This is a genomic window from Bacillus sp. EB106-06-01-XG163 (assembly GCF_058791615.1).
In genome coordinates this window covers 25669-40182 of the sequence record NZ_JBYTDS010000002.1, presented here as the reverse complement: position 1 = coordinate 40182, position 14514 = coordinate 25669, and the positions used below count along the sequence as shown (strand labels likewise).

The 14514-nt window shown below is 49.2% G+C and carries 17 protein-coding genes; 6 read left to right on the top strand and 11 right to left on the bottom strand.

Features of this window, described 5'->3' with window-relative positions; genetic code table 11:
* Positions 1 to 61 precede the first annotated feature (61 nt).
* Genes AC3WTF_RS02015 through AC3WTF_RS02005 form a run of 3 tightly spaced genes read right to left on the bottom strand, consistent with a single transcriptional unit; the run spans position 62 to position 1836 of the window.
* Positions 62 to 1012 carry a GNAT family N-acetyltransferase gene (locus AC3WTF_RS02015; protein ID WP_020956033.1) on the bottom strand — a complete coding sequence of 317 codons (951 nt, stop codon included), beginning with the start codon at positions 1010 to 1012 and terminating at the stop codon, positions 62 to 64.
* A complete protein-coding gene (locus tag AC3WTF_RS02010) occupies positions 1009 to 1353 on the bottom strand; it encodes an antibiotic biosynthesis monooxygenase family protein (RefSeq protein ID WP_015240143.1) in 345 nt (114 codons plus the stop codon). Before AC3WTF_RS02010 ends, AC3WTF_RS02015 begins: the two co-directional genes overlap by 4 nt.
* Before the next feature lie 12 nt (positions 1354 to 1365).
* Positions 1366 to 1836 carry a GNAT family N-acetyltransferase gene (locus AC3WTF_RS02005; protein WP_007409392.1) on the bottom strand — a complete coding sequence of 157 codons (471 nt, stop codon included), beginning with the start codon at positions 1834 to 1836 and terminating at the stop codon, positions 1366 to 1368.
* Between the two features lie 215 nt (positions 1837 to 2051).
* Between AC3WTF_RS02005 and AC3WTF_RS02000 the strand changes: the two genes are divergently transcribed.
* From AC3WTF_RS02000 to AC3WTF_RS01980, 5 genes are all read left to right on the top strand, one after another.
* Complete coding sequence (locus AC3WTF_RS02000) at positions 2052 to 3278, top strand: DNA polymerase IV (protein WP_076851373.1); 1227 nt, start codon at positions 2052 to 2054, stop codon at positions 3276 to 3278.
* Positions 3279 to 3293: 15 nt separating this feature from the next.
* On the top strand, positions 3294 to 3638 hold the full coding sequence (locus AC3WTF_RS01995; protein ID WP_076851372.1) for a YolD-like family protein: 345 nt from the start codon (positions 3294 to 3296) through the stop codon (positions 3636 to 3638).
* 101 nt (positions 3639 to 3739) lie between these two features.
* Positions 3740 to 3946 (top strand): YqzH family protein, encoded by a 207-nt coding sequence (locus AC3WTF_RS01990; protein WP_003153294.1) that lies wholly within the window; start codon positions 3740 to 3742, stop codon positions 3944 to 3946.
* Between the two features lie 72 nt (positions 3947 to 4018).
* A complete protein-coding gene (locus AC3WTF_RS01985) occupies positions 4019 to 5101 on the top strand; it encodes an AI-2E family transporter (RefSeq protein ID WP_020956036.1) in 1083 nt (360 codons plus the stop codon).
* Between the two features lie 80 nt (positions 5102 to 5181).
* Positions 5182 to 5349, top strand: a complete 168-nt coding sequence (locus AC3WTF_RS01980; protein WP_007409388.1) for a DUF4083 family protein — start codon at positions 5182 to 5184, stop codon at positions 5347 to 5349.
* Position 5350: 1 nt separating this feature from the next.
* Here the strand turns inward: AC3WTF_RS01980 and AC3WTF_RS01975 are convergent, their stop codons facing one another.
* From AC3WTF_RS01975 to AC3WTF_RS01955, 5 genes are all read right to left on the bottom strand, one after another.
* Entirely contained in the window at positions 5351 to 5740 is a 390-nt protein-coding gene (locus tag AC3WTF_RS01975; RefSeq protein ID WP_029973629.1) for a VOC family protein, read from the bottom strand.
* 24 nt (positions 5741 to 5764) lie between these two features.
* A complete protein-coding gene (gene coaA / locus AC3WTF_RS01970; RefSeq protein WP_003153290.1) occupies positions 5765 to 6724 on the bottom strand; it encodes a type I pantothenate kinase in 960 nt (319 codons plus the stop codon).
* A gap of 75 nt (positions 6725 to 6799) precedes the next feature.
* Positions 6800 to 8149: a D-serine ammonia-lyase gene (gene dsdA, locus AC3WTF_RS01965; protein ID WP_038464056.1), complete on the bottom strand. Its 1350-nt coding sequence runs from the start codon at positions 8147 to 8149 to the stop codon at positions 6800 to 6802.
* A 16-nt stretch (positions 8150 to 8165) separates the two neighbouring features.
* Positions 8166 to 8942 (bottom strand): SDR family NAD(P)-dependent oxidoreductase, encoded by a 777-nt coding sequence (locus AC3WTF_RS01960; RefSeq protein ID WP_039063282.1) that lies wholly within the window; start codon positions 8940 to 8942, stop codon positions 8166 to 8168.
* 5 nt (positions 8943 to 8947) lie between these two features.
* Positions 8948 to 9907: an MBL fold metallo-hydrolase gene (locus AC3WTF_RS01955; protein ID WP_015417764.1), complete on the bottom strand. Its 960-nt coding sequence runs from the start codon at positions 9905 to 9907 to the stop codon at positions 8948 to 8950.
* A gap of 396 nt (positions 9908 to 10303) precedes the next feature.
* On the opposite strand from AC3WTF_RS01955, the gene proC reads away from it, so the two are divergent.
* Entirely contained in the window at positions 10304 to 11143 is an 840-nt protein-coding gene (gene proC / locus AC3WTF_RS01950) for a pyrroline-5-carboxylate reductase (RefSeq protein WP_038464059.1), read from the top strand.
* Between the two features lie 36 nt (positions 11144 to 11179).
* On the opposite strand, the gene AC3WTF_RS01945 is transcribed toward proC, so the two are convergent.
* The 3 genes from AC3WTF_RS01945 to AC3WTF_RS01935 are packed head-to-tail and all read right to left on the bottom strand — an operon-like array spanning position 11180 to position 14435.
* Positions 11180 to 11926, bottom strand: a complete 747-nt coding sequence (locus tag AC3WTF_RS01945) for a polyketide synthase (protein ID WP_129003160.1) — start codon at positions 11924 to 11926, stop codon at positions 11180 to 11182.
* Between the two features lie 49 nt (positions 11927 to 11975).
* On the bottom strand, positions 11976 to 13223 hold the full coding sequence (locus AC3WTF_RS01940; RefSeq protein WP_033574755.1) for a hydroxymethylglutaryl-CoA synthase family protein: 1248 nt from the start codon (positions 13221 to 13223) through the stop codon (positions 11976 to 11978).
* A gap of 57 nt (positions 13224 to 13280) precedes the next feature.
* Positions 13281 to 14435 (bottom strand): cytochrome P450, encoded by a 1155-nt coding sequence (locus AC3WTF_RS01935; RefSeq protein WP_129003158.1) that lies wholly within the window; start codon positions 14433 to 14435, stop codon positions 13281 to 13283.
* Positions 14436 to 14514: the final 79 nt, after the last annotated feature.

Genomic DNA, 14514 nt, shown 5'->3' with positions numbered 1-14514 from the left:
TTGTAGCATACCGAGCCGCTGTATGCATTGTTTCTGCTTTCTTTACAGCAGCCCGCTCTCCTTAGTCCTTTGCCTCTTGTTCAGCCGCCTTGATCCAGTCATTTTTCCCTTCACTATACTTTGCCATATCGTATGGGTATGTCTCAGCGAGGTGCCGTTTCAGTTCCATGTATTGAGCCGCTTTTTCAGGCTTTGCGGTGAGGTAATCCCGGAACAGCAGATGACGCTTCACGTCCGGATGGCCTGTTTCGTATATGTGAACGTGGTGTGTGCGCTTGTTGCCGCCTTTTTGAAAGAAACGCCGGCCCTCTATCCCGTTTTCCCCTTTCGCCTCATAGCCGAGTGCTTCCAGCTGCGGACTGAATCGGTCAGCGTCCGAAATATCTTTAACCTCCGCCAGTATATCGATGACGGGTTTGGCGGCCATCCCCGGGATAGAGGTGCTGCCGATGTGGCTGACAGAATGAAGTGCTGGGCCGAAGATTCGGATCAAGTCCGCCTTCTCTCTTTCAAACGTTTCTTTCCATTCCGGCTTGTACGGAACAACTTCCGCTTTCCTCTTCGGATAAAGATGAAAAAACGAGAGGGTCAGCCCTTCCGGCGTCTCTATCTGTCCGGCTTCTGTGAACCCGGTTTTTAAATAGAGAGAGACTGCCGGAACGTTTTGGCTGGCGGTAGCCGCCTCTATTTTTTGGGCGTCCCGGTTTTGATCTATCACAAATTGAATAAGCGCCCGTCCGATTCCTTTTCGAAAGCCGGACGGGTGCACCGTCAGCCTGCATATGACAAGGTCATATCCCTTTTTTTCATACGAAATGACGCCTGCAAGCTGATCTTTTTCCTTGAAACCGGCAAACGTCTCCCGTGACCGCTGTATATCATCGGGTGTTTCATGCAAGGCGGGAATGCCGAAAAAGCCGATCAGCTCGGCTTCTTTTTGATAAGCGCACCGCTGAACCGCCGCAATTTCCCGCGCGGTCTGTTCTTGTGTATGCTGTAAAAATGTAATCAATCTTCCGCCCCTTTTGACGCAAACATCCGCTGTGACTCCGTCTTCGTAATGCGGACCGCGTACGCTTCATACCAGGCGGTTTTTCCTTTTTGTTTTGCCGCCTGGTGGTCAGTATGATCTTTCCACCTTTTAATCGCCTCCAGGCTGTCCCAGTAGGAAACCGTGATGCCGCAGCCGTTTTCCTCCCGAACGCTTTCCGCGCCTAAAAAGCCCGGCTGTCCGCCTGCCAAATTCATCATGCGCTCTGCCGTATGTTCATATTCCTCATCATATTTTCCCTTTATTGATGAAAAAATGACCGCATAATAAGGCGGTTTGGGCGTGTCAGCTAAAAAACCCATATTCATCCCCCTCTACATATATTTCACAAACAGAATCCGGTCTTCTCCCGGACCGTCATAATTCGCAAAAACAGGGATTCCGTTTACGGTTTTGGTTCCTTTTTCAGCTTCAAAGCCTAATTTTGTATGATAAGCGATTGATACTTTATTGACAGGTGCCGTCACGCAATTGACTTTTGTGCAGCCCCTTTTTTTCACCGTCTCCATAAATCGATCGTAGAGCTGTTTTCCAATTTGCATTTTTCTGAAATCCGGATGCACACCGGAAAAATGAATGTAGGCTGTCTCAGGGTCTGATTGTGACTGAAAACCGATTAAAAAACCGGTCATTCCCTCCGGCCCGTACGTGATAAAGCTTGTGTCCTGAAAATGTTCAAAAAACAAGCGCGGCAGTTTGTCTTTCATCTGCCTGCCGCCCCACCAATCATTCAAAACAGACGTAACCATTTCATAGTCTTCAGAGGTAATTGTTCGAATATCCATTATCGATTGACTCTCCTTTTCGTCCGGCAAAATGAATGTCAGCTCTTCTCATTGGAATATAAAAAATTATATGTGGGTTGTTTGCAATTGTAAATGATTTCTTTTCAAGCGAACGAATCAGCACGTCTTCCAGCCGGGGAATGATTTACCAGTATAAACGTGATCATTGTTCGGGTACAATGAAAAACAGAACAAATGTTCCCGGAGGTTTTTTTATGGCTGATATTCTTCTTGTAGATATGCAATCGTTTTATGCGTCTGTGGAAAAAGCGGAAGCGCCTCATCTCAAAAGCCGGCCCGTGATTGTCTCGGGAGATCCCGAAAGACGCAGCGGCGTCGTGCTTGCGGCTTGTCCGCTCGCCAAACGATACGGCGTAAAAAATGCCGAACGGCTGTGGGAAGCGCAGGCCAAATGTCCCGACGCCGTTATTGTCCGTCCGCGGATGCAGCGGTATATTGATGTATCCGTCATGATTACCGAACTGTTTGAACGGTATACCGATCTTGTAGAACCCTACTCCATCGATGAGCAGTTTCTCGACGTGACCGGAAGCAGGCGGCTGTTCGGTGATCCTTTTACAATTGCCGAAAGCATTCAGCAAGCGATTATGCGTGAATTCGGAATTTATGCCCGTGTCGGCATCGGGCCGAATAAGGCGCTCGCGAAAATGGCTTGCGACCATTTTGCCAAAAAAAACGCATCCGGCATCCACAGATTGGATATGTCAAATATCAGGCAGGATCTGTGGCCGCTGCCGATCGGAAAATTATTCGGCATCGGAAAACGGATGGAGCATCATTTAAGACGGATGGGTATCAGCACAATCGGCGGGCTTGCCGGACACCCCGCCGAATTGCTGAAAAAACGCTGGGGCATTAACGGCGAATTGCTTCAGCGGACAGCCCGCGGCATCGATCCCTCTCCGGTCACCGTCAACACGCACAGCCGGCAAAAAGCGATCGGCCATAACATGACCCTCCCGAGAGACTACAGCCGCTTTGAGGATATCAAAGTCGTGCTGCTGGAGTTAAGCGAAGAAGTGGCCCGCCGCGCCCGTTTCAAACAATACATCGGCCATACGGTTTCGGTCAGCATCAGAGGCGCTGATTTTGAATTCCCTTCAGGTTTTCACAGACAGAGAAAGCTGGTGTCACCGACTAATTTCGGAATGGATATTTTTAAAACGGCGGTCAAGCTCTTCAAAGAGCATTGGAACGGTGCGCCCGTCCGCAGCGCCGGCGTCTCCCTTTCCCAGCTGGAGCCTTGTGATTATGTTCAGCTGAGCCTGTTCGATGCCCAGGAAAAAAAGATCAGTCTCGGCAAAGTATTGGATGATATTCATGAGCGGTACGGCCCTGCGTCGCTCCTCCATGCCGCTTCACTGACAGAGGCCGGCCAAGCCTTTCACCGGGCTGAAAAAATCGGCGGGCATTACAAATAATTTGAGGTGATATACATGAATCCGAACAAATTAACACCCGGGTATAATGTCATGTGGGAATCAAGCCGGATGATGCTGCCCGAACATCGGGAGCAGCTGCTTGCGAAAAAACGAAAAGAACGGGAATTCCGGCCTCCGGAACTGAGCGAAGAGCAACTGAACGACATGAACCGCATCATTGCGGCGTCGATTGAAGAAGGCAGGGCCATTTCGGTCACCTACGCTTCCGCACACGGCCCCCGCCGCTTTTGGGGCTGGGTAAAACAAGTGAGGCATGACGAAAAGCGTTTAAAAATCATAAACGATGAAGATGCGTTAACGCTGCCGTTTCATCGTATTCTCTCAGCTGAATTGGAATAAAAATCCTAACCCGGCCCTGACAGAAAATATGATAGAAGAGTGGGAGGATCACATGATATTTAGTAGAATAAAGATGAATGACAAGAATAGGAGAATATATAATGGATCAATTTATAGAAAAAATGCTGGGACAAGCCCTCCGCCAGTATGGACGGAATGTGTCGACAGATCCGCTGAGCCCCTATGAAAAACAGAGTTTAAAAAAAGCTTTAGAAGAAAGAAGGAATGAAGAACCCGATGAGGATCTCCATGCCCATGTAGAAGATATTATCTACGATTACGTCACCAATCAGGGGCAGTTTTCCTGACACGACGTTTATGCACCGGGCGATAAGGGAAATGTCCGAGAGTAAACCCTTAAAGATTGCGTGGTGCAGGATATGCCTGTCGGGCCTTATTTCAGGATCGGCTATGCCGTTCTTCTGTTATTTCTCATCATTTATCTCGGAACATTAATAGACTTTTTGTTCCAGCCTGTTGTGATTACGGTTAAAACCTTGTTTCCGCCCATTGTATTATCGGGCGTCCTTTACTATTTGTGCCGCCCGCTCGTCAGAGTGCTGCATGCGAAATTAAAGCTGCCCGAAGGAATCGCGATTTTAGCGATTTATGCGGGAACAGCCGGCCTTTTTGTCCTCTTCCTTTATACGGCGGGCCCTGCCGTTCAAAAACAGTTTACAGCCTTCACAGATCATATTCCGGAGCTTTCCGCAAAAGCTGAAAATTGGATCGGGCATCTTCAGGACAGCAAATGGTTTTCCCGGCTTCAGCATGGGGATTCCTTTAAAAAATTAGCAGACAAAGCCGCAAATTATTCCGGTTCAATCGCTGATTCTCTCAGCAGCCTGGCCGGTACGGCTGCCAATGCCGCCATCACCGCAGCCATTATTCCGTTTGCGCTGTATTACATGTTAAAAGAAGGAAACAAAGCCCCCCGGCGACTGCTGCGGCTTCTTCCGGAAAAACATAAAAAAGAAGGAAAACAAATCCTTCAGGACATGGATGAAGCTCTCAGTTCATACATACAAGGACAGCTGCTCGTCAGTTTTTGTGTCGGCGTACTCGTCACAATCGGCTATTTTATAATCGGGCTCGATTATCCGCTCGTTCTGGGCGCGTTCGCCATGGTGACAAACCTGATTCCGTTTATCGGGCCTTGGATCGGCACATTTCCCGGAGTCATTGTCGGATTGTTCGATTCACCGACCGAGGCGGTGCTGGTGATTACGGTCGTCGTCATTGTACAGCAGCTTGAAAGCCAGCTGATTTCCCCGCAAATTATGGGACGGAAGCTGGACATTCACCCGCTGACCATTATTTTTCTTCTGCTTGCCGCCGGCAAATTCTCAGGAATTGCCGGGATGCTTCTGGCCATTCCGGGATATGCGGCCGCAAAAGTGGTCATAAGCCACATGCAGAAACTATTCATTCTCAGAAAAAAAACAAAGCTAGGAGAGAAATGATTCATCCCCCATGTCTTCACATCGGTCAAAATGAAAAAACGGCGGGCTGAAGAAACCCGCCGCACACGGAGGTAAAAAAGATGAACATCGGTGATGTCATTTTTCAATTGATTTCATTTATTGCAGCCGCATTTTTCCTGTTTGCCGTGATATACGTATTCAGAAGCTTGAACAAGCGCCGCATACAATTGGACAGAATCGAAAAGAAACTCGACGCGCTGCGCGAAGAAAAAAACGAAAAGTTATAGTTCATTCAGAAGCAGGCGCAACGAGCTCCACTTTTATCCGATCCGGGTCCTCCGTGTATACGGCGTAATGCGTGCTTCCGCCTGCATATGGATGGCGGTCCCTGTAAAGCACGGGGCATCCTCTGGCAAGCAGCTTTTCTGTCATCTCGTCAACCTGCTCTCTTGATGCAGCATGAAAAGCCAGATGGTTCAGCCCGACCCGGCATCTGTGGTACTCCGGTGTTAAAAAACGCTCCTCTGTCTGTACAAGCACAACATAAAATCCTGCGTTTTTCCAGCTGATGCCGGAGTCCCAATTTTGAAATTCTCTATAACCGAGCTCACCTAAAAACCATCCCCAAAACCGGGCGGAGGCTTTCAAGTCAGATACATACAACTCAATATGATGCATCATAATATTCGCTTCCTCCTCCCATCACACCCGCCTTACCAGCACCTCTTCAACTTTATGGCCATCACCTTTTCTCAAAATCAAATCCGATCTGAATTTTGTCGGCAGGATATTTTCATACAGATTCGGACGGTTGACGCTCTCCCAAATGGAGGCGGCCATGGTATCCGCTTCTGCATCAGACAAATCCTTAAATTTATGAAAATAAGAAGCCGGATCCTGAAAAGCGGTTTCTCTTAAGAGGCGGAAACGCTCCAAATACCACGTGAAAATCCGGCTTTCTTCGGCATCCACATAGATCGAAAAATCAAAGAAATCCGATACAAAAATCCGCGGATCTTCCCTGTCGTCCTCTAAGGTCGGCGACTGCAGGACATTGATTCCTTCGATAATAACGATATCCGCACCTTCGACAACCTCGACGGCGCCCTCTTCCCTGTCATACGTAAGATGGGAATATACGGGCGCCTCCACTCTCTCTTTCCCCGACTTTATATCGTTCAGAAACTCAAGCAGCGCTTTCACGTCGTAGCTTTCCGGGAATCCCTTTCTGGACAGAAGGTTTTTCCTTTTTAATTCCGCCGTCGGATACAAGAAACCGTCGGTTGTCACCAGGCTCACCTTCGGCCTGTCCGGCAGACGGGAAAGAAGCTTTTGCAAAATTCTCGCCGTCGTGCTTTTGCCGACGGCGACGCTGCCCGCGATTCCGATGATAAACGGGATTTTCGCTGAATGCGGATGCTTCAGAAACACATTGACATGCTGATTCCGTCTTGCGGCAGACGTGACATGAAGATGGAGAAGGCGCACAAGCGGAATGTAGATCGTTTCTACTTCTTCCACCGACAGGTAGTCATTCAGCCCCTCTACCGCCTTGGCTTCTTCCTCTGAAACGGCAATGGAAAGATGGCCGCCGAATCCGGCCCACGACTCGCGGCTGTGCTGCGTATACAATGTATGTAAGTTCAATTCTTTACTTTTCACAATTCACACCAATCTCTCTGTATGGCTTTCCGATAAAAAAACAAACGCTTACAAAGATTGTAACGGAAAACCGCTTCACTGTCTGCCCATTTTTTTCAAAAATGAGGAACCGATCCGGCTGTACTCTTCCATTTCCTCCTCCGGAACCATGCTTCCGCCGGTGCTCCACACAAGGTGCACGGCATTTTCCATCTCAAGCCCCCGCTCTTTTATATAACGGTTTCCGGCTTCGGTCTGAACGACCTTGACGGCCCCGGCCAGTCCGGCGAGTGCAGAGGGTTCAAGGCTCTTATTCTCGGCCGCCCTTAATTGATAAAGCAGCGAAAAAAGCGTGCCGTCATCGGCGGTATAACAGCCGCTTAGTATAGGCTCCATCAGAGGGCCGGCCAGTCCGGACGGCCTTCCCACCGCGAGTCCGTCGGCGGCCGTTTGATTATCAAGACCGATATCCTGCACGCTGATTCCGTCATGCAAGCCGGAAAACAGTCCTAACAGCATACACGGTGAATGCGTCGGCTCACCGAAAAAAATATGGACATGCTCGCCATAGATCAGCTTTAGCGCAAGCGCGACGCCGCCCGGGCCTCCTCCGACCCCGCACGGCAAATAAACGAAAAGCGGTTCATCTGCATCAGGCTTTATGTTCATTTGGTCGAGCTGCTTTTTCACACGGCTTCCCGCAACGGCATACCCCAAAAACAGATCCCGGGAATGCTCATCATCAATAAAATAACAATAAGGGTCCTGCTTCGCCTGCATGCGCCCCTCTTTGACAGCCAGACTGTAGTCTGCTTCATATTCGATGACGCGAACCCCCTTTTCCCGGAGCAGCTCCTTTTTCCACTGCTTTGCGTCACTGGACATATGAACGGTCACACAAAAGCCGAGCTTCGCGCCGATTATGCCGATACTCAGACCTAAATTGCCCGTAGAGCCGACGGCTATAGAGTATTTTGAGAAAAAAGCGGTAAACCGTTCTTCAGTCAATATGCTGTAATCGTCGTCTGCTGAGAGCATTCCCGCTTTTACCGCGAGATCTTCGGCATGCTTCAGCACTTCGTAAATCCCGCCGCGCGCTTTAATGGAACCGGAAATCGGAAGTTCGTCGTCGCATTTCAAAAGCAGACGCCCGGGGAAAGCCTGAGCGGCGCTGTGTTCCAGATGCTTCTTCATTTCATTAATCAAGACAAGCGGAGATTCAATGAGGCCTCCCTCCGCTTCCGTCTCCGGAAAAGCCGACGCGATATAAGGCGCAAACCGGCGCAGCCTTTCTTCCGCTTCGGCAATCTCCTTTTTCCATTCAGCGCCATGCTTTACTGGATCATCGGTTTTATGCGGATTGATCCAAAATACTTCACGCGCCTCCGCCATTTGCCTGACTAAAGGCTCTGCCATCAATGCCTTGTGTATATCCCGGTCGGACATTCCTTTTTCCCCCTTGTTACTTTTTCTTTAATGCGCGGCCGGCCAGTTTTTCTGTAAACGATGGGAAAAGCTGATACAGCTTCGTCCCGAGGCTCATCCATCGCGGAAGATTCATTTCCCGTTTATCCGTCAGAATCACGGATGTAATGCGCTCTGCCACATGGTCGGCATCAAGCATCCATCTGCCGACGCTTTTCACATAACCGCCCTCTTTATCTGCAATTGTAAAGAAGTCTGTTTTGATCGGACCGGGATTAACCGTTGTCACGGCTACACCCGTACCGGCCAGCTCAAGCCGCAGCGCATTGGAATACCCTAACACGGCGTGCTTCGTTGCGGAATAAAGGCTTGATTTCGGCGTCGCCAATTTGCCGGCCTGTGAGGCGATATTGATAATATGGCCGCTTTTCGCATGAAGCATCACAGGAAGACAGGCCTTCGTACAGGCGATTAATCCGAAGACGTTGACTTCAAACATTGCCTTCATATCATCCAAAGATGAATCAGCGGCCGTTTCAAAAATGCCGAAGCCGGCGTTGTTGATTAATACGTCAACATGACCGATCAAACGCCTTACGTTTTCAGCCTCTTCTGCATGCCGGACGTCAAACGGAACGACATCACACTGTCCGCCGCGCGCGGTAATCGTCTTTTTCACTTCCTGCAAGCGGTCCTCCCGCCTGGCGGATAAAAAAACATGAGCCCCTTCTGCCGCGCAGGAATATGCAAGCCGTTCTCCGAGTCCGCCGGATGCTCCGGTGATCCAAATCCGCTTATCCGTTAATCTGCCCATTTCCTTCACCCCTTCACAGCTTTAAACTTCAGAGTGTTCCCCGACTGAAAGGATACAGCCTTCCCTTCGGCGGCCAGCACGTCAAGATGGCCGATCGTTTCTGACATCGTTAAAAACAATTCATTTTCATACACAGCCGGAAACAGCCGCCGGCATACCTGGAAAGCCGTCAGTGTTTCCTCTGACAACAGGCGCAGCACATATTCCGACCGGTTTCTCTGTTTTTCAAGCCGCCTGTCAAAAGCAGGCTTTACGTCTGTCAGCAGATCGCCGTGTCCCGGATATAAAAAGGACGGGTTTACGTCATACAGCCGCTTCATTGAGTTCAAGTAGTCGAGCATCGGGGCCGCGCGCACGCCCCCCTTTTCCGGAGCTTCCAGAATCGGATTGGTGGAGCTGTTGGACAAAAGCAGATCGCCGCTGAACATTTCACCGCTTTTTTCATGGTAGAGCGCAATGTGAGAAGCGGCATGACCCGGGATTTCGAGCACCGTCCAGCCGTTAAGCCCGTCAATTTTTCCGCCTTCCCTCACTGTTTTCGTTAACGGACGGTTTGCAGAAAATAAGTATGACAGCTTAACTGTTTTATGTATGTCTTCAGGCGTCAGGGGAACGTCCATTTCAGTCATAAGCGACAGAAAAAAGTCCTCCTGCCGGGCGATATACGACTGATCCTGAGTAATGTACCTGTCATTCAGCGGATGCCCTATTACTTCCGCATCGTCGGAAAAAAGGTGCAGCAGACCTGAATGATCTGCGTGATGATGAGTGAGCACCACCTGTTCTATATCCGCCGCAGAAACCCCGTGTTCCTTAAGCTGCAATGAGAGCGATTCAGCCGCTTCCTTTGTATTCGGGCCGCAATCAATAAGGGTTAGGGCTTCATCTTTTACTAAATAAACGATAACGTCGCCGACTGCAAACGGAGTCGGCACACGTATCGGAATGATCTTTCTCGCTGCCATGTTTACGCTCCTTCGTTCTTTTCATTCCTGAATAATCATATTTTAGCGTTTTCTTTTCACTGTGTCATTATTGCCGCATATCGGAAAAAAAGATTGACATCCCGCTCTTGCGCATAGCATAATGAACAACAAACTAGAAAACACGGAACGCGATGACGAGGAACTAGTATATAAACAACGGCAGCAGAGAGCAATGTCCCCGGCTGAAAGACATTGCGGCCCTCTTGTTTACAGAACCTGCCCTCAGAGCGGTTAGGAAAACCTAAACGTATCCCCTCGTTACGGGATTTGAGCTGAGCACGGCTGATTCGTGCTAATGTAAGGTGGTACCGCGAAACCTTTTCGTCCTTTTTGACGGGAAGGTTTTTTTGTGTTTTGAGAAGAAGGAGGATTTATATGAAGAAAATCGGTTTTATCGGGGCCGGATCAATGGCGGAAGCAATGGTGAACGGACTGCTGCAAAGCGGAATGACAGCCCCCGGACATATATATATGACAAACCGGTCAAATGACAGCCGGCTTGAAGAGCTCCAAAAAACGTACGGAGTAAAACCTTGCCGGGATAAAGAAGAGTTTTTCAGCAATACCGACATTCTCGTTCTCGCCTTTAAACCGAAAGATGCGGCAGAAAGCATTGAGAACATTCGCGAATACGTGAAAGATCAGCTTGTGATTTCTGTCATCGCAGGGCTGACGATTCACACGATTCAGCAATATTTCGGCAGAAAGCTCACCATCATCCGGGCGATGCCGAATACATCCGCGGCCATTCAGCAATCGGCGACCGGTTTTTCCGCAAGCTCCGAGGCGAGTGAAGCTGAAATCCGGATGGCAAAAGAGCTTCTGGAAACCATCGGAGAAGCGACGCGCTTTGAAGAAAAACACCTTGATGCCGTCACAGCCATTGCCGGAAGCGGTCCCGCCTATGTGTACCGGTATGTCGAAGCAATGGAAAAAGCCGCCCTTCAAGCCGGCCTGCCGGAAGAAACGGCAAAAGAGCTGATTTTACAAACAATGGCCGGGGCGACGGAAATGCTCAGAACAAGCAGCAAACGGCCTGAACGCCTGCGCAAGGAAATCACAAGCCCGGGCGGCACGACTGAAGCAGGCCTTCGCGCATTAGAAGAGCGCCGCTTTGAAGAAGCCATCATGCACTGCATCGCAGAAACCGCAGCACGGAGCGCCGAAATTAAAGAACAATTCGCAGGCTCCGTTCTGCAAAAGACGGACCAGTGATAAAGCATGGGGCTTCCCATGCTTTTTTCATTCTGTTTAACTGCCGTATAAGCGGCTGATTCTCTCTTTTACTTCAGGAAGATGGAATGTGGCTTCGTGCATGTTCACCTCTTCCTCAACCGCTTTTGTCAGCTCTCTTTTGATCCGTGCGGTCACATTGGTTTTCAGCGCAACCAGTGAGGCTCTCGGTTTATCCGCCAGCAGCCGGGCTAATTCGCGGCCTCTTTGAAGGACGTCTTTTTTCGGCAGCACTTCAAACGGAACTCCCCGTTTTTCCAGAGCGGCGCCGCTGAAATTCGCGGCAGTAAACAGCATTTCTTCCCCGAGGACAATTCCCAGTTTTTCAGGCACAATATACGTCGCGCCCATTCCCGGTGTAAATCCGTACTTCATATAATTACAAGAATAAAAACTCTCTCTGCTTAAAATCACGAAATCCGCGCTCAGACCGATCGTAAAGCCGGCTCCGATCGCATGCCCCTGCATGACGGAAATCACAGGGATCCTGCAATCCAATAAAAGACTGTGAAGCTTTAAATCTGTAAATTGGAGCTTTCCGCTCTGAATGGTCAAAAGCCCCTCCTGCGTTCCTCCCGTGCAGAAATAATTTCCGTAACCCGTCAGAAGGACGGTTTTATAGGACGGATGGGCATTGATGTCTTGGAATACCCGGTGCAGCTCTCTGACAAACTCTTCTGACAGCCCGTTTTTCCCGGCCGTATCCTGCATTGTGACCTGCACAATGCCCGGTTCTGTTTCCTGTACATCAATCATTGGATTCATGTTTATTCTCCGTTTCTTTAAAAATACTCAAGCCTTTCCGGCTCTTATACTAGGTCGTCCATTCATACTTTCTGTGAAACTCTTTTATTTCAGTCAGCACCAATCGCGTTTTTCCTTGATGCGCATTCGGGATGTCTGCTGCGGGCGCGGCATTTCTTGTGCCGAATTTTACGATGCCGCTGTCTTGGAGCAGCCGGTCATAATCAGCCATCGATAAACGGACGCGTTCATCCAAATGCCGGCTGATCTGAAATTGATTCTGCCGCGTACGGCTTTGCGGCATAACGACACCGCTGTAAAATTCAGAGCAGCAGCCCGAACCGTATGAAAAACAGCCGACTCGTTTCGGCGTTTCAAAAGAGCCGTTATCAATCGTGCTGGCAAGAGATAAAAATACGGTGGCCCCCATGATGTTGCCGACGCGCTGACAGTATTGAATCCCAGGCAGCACGCGTTGCTGAAAATCCGCTTCAATGTCTTGCGGCGTAGCCTTTGCCAATTTTCTCATCATCGTCCGATGCGCTCCTTTTACCATTCCGCCAAACGGAGTATGAAAAGAAAGGTATTGAAATGTATTCTTATAATCCGCCCCGCTCACACGCTTTCGGTATTCCTGAAATGATTTTTCACAGCAGTCCAAATAAGACATGAGCGACAGATCAGCATCCCCCGCTTCACTATCCGGAATCGGACGGCAGGTATCCATGACTTCATACCCGTAATACCCGCTTGCGCCTTGATCAAGCAAAAAGACATGAGGGGTGCTGCTGACTAAAAGCGCCACAGCTCCCGCCCCCGCACTCGGTTCGGCATAGGACCATTCCTCCGTCAACGCGTCACCGCCTTCAGCCACCAAAAAGCGGGAAATATCCGTTCCGATGATGAGCGCTTTCGCTCCCGGCGATGTTTGCGATAAGATGAAATTCACGCCCATTTGAAACCCGGCCGTTAAAGAATAGCAAGCCTGTTTCACCTCAAATAACCGGCAATTCCGCTTCAGCTGCAAATAATCATGGACGTATGTACTGATGGATTTGCCAAAATCAATCCCGGATTCCGTACAGGTGATCACCATTTCAATCTGATTCCGTTCCTCTTCTGACAGAGAGTCGATAATCGGTTTTGCGGCATTTACGGCGAACGTAATCGGATCTTCAAACGGAAGCGCCACCACTTTTTCTTTCATCAGCAGGTTCTCAAACCTTTTTTTATCCAAGTTCCGATGTTCCGCAAGCTCCATGACGTCTACATACGCGGTTCCGCCAAACACGTTCATTGCTTCGATTCCTACATTCATTTCTCCAAGCCCCCAGAGTAAAGAGGCTTCCTGTGGAAGCCTCTTTTATTTTTCCGTTCAAAACTCAACAAGCAGCCTGTCAACGCCGTGAAATACAGGGCTCGGAACCAGATTCGGCTCTTGATCCTCAGTAAAACGCCATGCGGGCATCTGTTCAAAAAAGTGGGAAAGCGCGATTTTCGCTTCAAGCCGGGCCAGCGGCGCTCCTAAACAATAATGGCTGCCCTGACCGAATGACAGATGCTGATTCGGCTTTCGTCCCAAGTCAATCTGATCGGCATTTTCAAACTTCTTTTCATCTCTGTTCGCCGATCCAATCCACGCATACACTTTTTCTCCGGTCGGAATCGTTTTTCCGCCAATCTCGCTCTCAACCGCAGTGTAGCGGGTTACCCGCTGAATGGAAGGTCTGAGGCGGATGACTTCCTCAATAAAGTCAGGAAGGAGCGCCTTATTTTCAAGCAGCCGGGGCAGAATGTGCGGGAACTCCTTGAGACTGAGAAATGAATTTCCGATCACATTTTCCGTCGTTACGTGCCCCGCGACAATCAACAAGCCGCAAAAACCGATTAATTGCTTGTCTGACAGCGGCTCTCCATCTAAATCAGCTGAAATTAAATGGCTGATTAAATCATTTTGCGGCTGTTTTCTCCGCTGTAAAATAAACTGCATGAAGTATCCGATCATCTGCTTTTGCACTTCATTCATTTTCTTTTCATCTTTTACATTCTGGCTTTGGTCGACCCAGCTTTTAAAGATATCTCTGTCTTTCGGAGGGAATCCTAAAAGCTCTGCGATCACGATAATCGGAAGCGGAAATGCGTAATCTTCAATAATGTCCACCCTGCCTTTTGAACGGACGGCCTGAAGCAGGTCATCAGCGATAGCGGCTATACGCGGTGCAAGAGACTCAACCGATTTCGGCATGAACGGCTGATTGACCAATTTTCTGAAGACGGTGTGTTCGGGCGGGTCCATTTTCAAAAGGCTGTCTTTGTTAATATGCCGGATCATTTTTTCCTGTTTGTCCGCACTTAAGTATTTATGATCGGAAGAAAAATGACTGTAGTCAGAAATCACCCGCTTCACTTCATCATAGGTGAAGATTTCCCAGCAATCTTCCTTTTCATTGTAATGAACGGGAGAGGTTTCTCTCATCGTTTGGTACCACTTGTACGGCTGCTGCTGTCTGATTTTTGTTAAACTGGTCATTTTCATTCCTCCAAGATGTGTTCAAGATTTGAAATGACCCGCCAAAGCTTACGAGTAAACCCGGCGGGCGGATATGTGA

Excerpts from the sequence above, each read along its gene's own strand:
- AC3WTF_RS02010 (WP_015240143.1), bottom strand. The coding sequence starts at position 1,353 with ATGGGTTTTTTAGCTGACACGCCCAAACCGCCTTATTATGCGGTCATT.
- AC3WTF_RS02005 (WP_007409392.1), bottom strand. The coding sequence starts at position 1,836 with ATGGATATTCGAACAATTACCTCTGAAGACTATGAAATGGTTACGTCT.
- AC3WTF_RS02000 (WP_076851373.1), top strand. The coding sequence starts at position 2,052 with ATGGCTGATATTCTTCTTGTAGATATGCAATCGTTTTATGCGTCTGTG.
- AC3WTF_RS01995 (WP_076851372.1), top strand. The coding sequence starts at position 3,294 with ATGAATCCGAACAAATTAACACCCGGGTATAATGTCATGTGGGAATCA.
- AC3WTF_RS01990 (WP_003153294.1), top strand. The coding sequence starts at position 3,740 with ATGGATCAATTTATAGAAAAAATGCTGGGACAAGCCCTCCGCCAGTAT.
- AC3WTF_RS01985 (WP_020956036.1), top strand. The coding sequence starts at position 4,019 with ATGCCTGTCGGGCCTTATTTCAGGATCGGCTATGCCGTTCTTCTGTTA.
- AC3WTF_RS01980 (WP_007409388.1), top strand. The coding sequence starts at position 5,182 with ATGAACATCGGTGATGTCATTTTTCAATTGATTTCATTTATTGCAGCC.
- AC3WTF_RS01975 (WP_029973629.1), bottom strand. The coding sequence starts at position 5,740 with ATGCATCATATTGAGTTGTATGTATCTGACTTGAAAGCCTCCGCCCGG.
- dsdA (WP_038464056.1), bottom strand. The coding sequence starts at position 8,149 with ATGTCCGACCGGGATATACACAAGGCATTGATGGCAGAGCCTTTAGTC.
- AC3WTF_RS01960 (WP_039063282.1), bottom strand. The coding sequence starts at position 8,942 with ATGGGCAGATTAACGGATAAGCGGATTTGGATCACCGGAGCATCCGGC.
- AC3WTF_RS01955 (WP_015417764.1), bottom strand. The coding sequence starts at position 9,907 with ATGGCAGCGAGAAAGATCATTCCGATACGTGTGCCGACTCCGTTTGCA.
- proC (WP_038464059.1), top strand. The coding sequence starts at position 10,304 with ATGAAGAAAATCGGTTTTATCGGGGCCGGATCAATGGCGGAAGCAATG.
- AC3WTF_RS01945 (WP_129003160.1), bottom strand. The coding sequence starts at position 11,926 with ATGAATCCAATGATTGATGTACAGGAAACAGAACCGGGCATTGTGCAG.
- AC3WTF_RS01940 (WP_033574755.1), bottom strand. The coding sequence starts at position 13,223 with ATGAATGTAGGAATCGAAGCAATGAACGTGTTTGGCGGAACCGCGTAT.
- AC3WTF_RS01935 (WP_129003158.1), bottom strand. The coding sequence starts at position 14,435 with ATGACCAGTTTAACAAAAATCAGACAGCAGCAGCCGTACAAGTGGTAC.